2 protein-coding genes are annotated in these 1674 nt (G+C 45.5%); both read left to right on the top strand.

The genetic code is table 11. The annotated features are described in order from the left end of the window. The first annotated feature begins 216 nt into the window (after positions 1–216). Positions 217–1200: a hypothetical protein gene (locus tag I2494_RS20490; RefSeq protein WP_228351059.1), complete on the top strand. Its 984-nt coding sequence runs from the start codon at positions 217–219 to the stop codon at positions 1198–1200. After that, the coding region (locus I2494_RS20485; RefSeq protein WP_228351058.1) for a DNA cytosine methyltransferase at positions 1197–1674 on the top strand (478 nt) is incomplete at its 3' end. The genes I2494_RS20490 and I2494_RS20485, both read left to right, overlap by 4 nt.

Raw genomic sequence — 1674 nt, 5'->3', positions numbered from 1 at the left:
CTAAATTAGGGCGGTTTGAAATGAAGGAGGTATCAGTATGAGCCTCTATCGCAATTCTGACGGCGTGAATGTTCGCTATATCCGCACGTATAAAAAGCACTCAAAAATAATGGTCACGTATCGTCCATTGCATCTGAATTATGATTGCACAATGCCGCGTGATTCATTTTATCAGCAATACACGTTGGTTAAGGACGTGGCGGAGGGACAGCCGCTATGAGTCAGATATTTAGCATTATTCAGGCTTTGTCAGGGCAAAAGAACAGTATTGTCATACCCGCACCATATTTGGATTATTTCTCAGGAGATCAGCAGGCACATGCGCTAGGGGCAATATTAAACCAATTGGTCTTTTGGTCGGGTAAATCAGAGTTAAGTGGTGGGTGGTTTTATAAAGAACATAGGGAACTTGCTGAAGAAATCAGGGGCGTTAGCGAAGATCAAGCCCAACGACTGGTTAATAAGCTGTGTAAACGCTGGTTACCTGGAATTATTGAAACAAAAGTTAGTAAGGTAAATGGCACACCAAAAACACACTATCGTATTGATGGTGATGCATTAATTAGCAAGTTATTCCCGTCAACACTGGATTCCGCAGAATCGCGGAATGGGAACCGCGAAGTCGCGGAATCTTTTCCTTATACAGATCAATACATACAGATCAATAAAACATATGTGCCATCTGTCGACGGCACACCAATAAGCAAAACTTATTCTGATGAATTTGAAAAAGCTTGGTCGATATATCCTAAACGAGAAGGTAGCAACCCGAAAAAGGATGCGTATCGCAGCTGGAATGCCCGATTGAAGGAAGGGGTAACCAGTGAAGAAATGCTACAGGGCGTTATTGCATACGCTGAATTCTGCAAGGAAAAAAAGCAGCTTAATACAGCTTATGTCATGCAAGCCAAGCGCTTTTTCGGTTCTGAAAATGAATTTCAGAGTGACTGGAAAGTATCCCCCATATCAGCAAAACAGGTAGTAAACACACAGGAGAGAGATGAGGCTTATCGACGATTTACTACTGGTGTCGGTGAGATAACCAACCCCAGCCAGTTAGAGATTGCGGTTCGCCGTGCAGCCAGCAGAGTGGGAATTAAAGGGCTTAACGCATCATTTGCTATTCATCGGTGGAATAGTCTCTGGTCTGAGTGCAGTGAACGTCTGTCTGGCAATAAGTCAGGGGAGGTTGCTGCATGAAATACGGTTCAGTATGTAGCGGTATCGAAGCCGCCAGCGTAGCGTGGGAGCCTCTTGGATTAGAGCCAGTATGGTTTTCTGAGATAGAGCCTTTCCCGTGTGAAGTTCTGAATTATCACTGGCCTGATGTTGTTAATCTCGGTGATATGACAGCGATAGCTGAAAAAATTAAGTCAGGCGTTGTGCAGGCTCCTGACATTCTTGTTGGTGGCACCCCGTGCCAGGCGTTTAGTGTCGCAGGTCTACGTGGTGGACTGAGTGACAAACGCGGTCAATTAACCCTCTCTTACGTGGAATTAGCAAATGAGATTGACAACAAACGCAGAGCAGCAGGCGAACCGGAAACTATTCTCGTGTGGGAGAACGTTCCGGGCGTCCTCAGTGACAAAACCAATGCATTCGGATGTTTTCTTGCAGGGCTTGCCGGAGAAGATGAGCCATTGCAGCCGTCAGGGAAAAGATGGTCAAACTCTG

The sequence above is a fragment of the Limnobaculum allomyrinae genome (genome assembly GCF_016649425.1).
Lineage (GTDB): Bacteria > Pseudomonadota > Gammaproteobacteria > Enterobacterales > Enterobacteriaceae > Limnobaculum > Limnobaculum allomyrinae.
Note: the sequence above shows the minus strand (reverse complement) of the source record. Positions and strands in the feature narration are given on the sequence as shown.

Bases quoted from the DNA above. Each gene is read 5' to 3' on its own strand.
- I2494_RS20490 (WP_228351059.1), top strand. From the start codon at position 217: ATGAGTCAGATATTTAGCATTATTCAGGCTTTGTCAGGGCAAAAGAAC.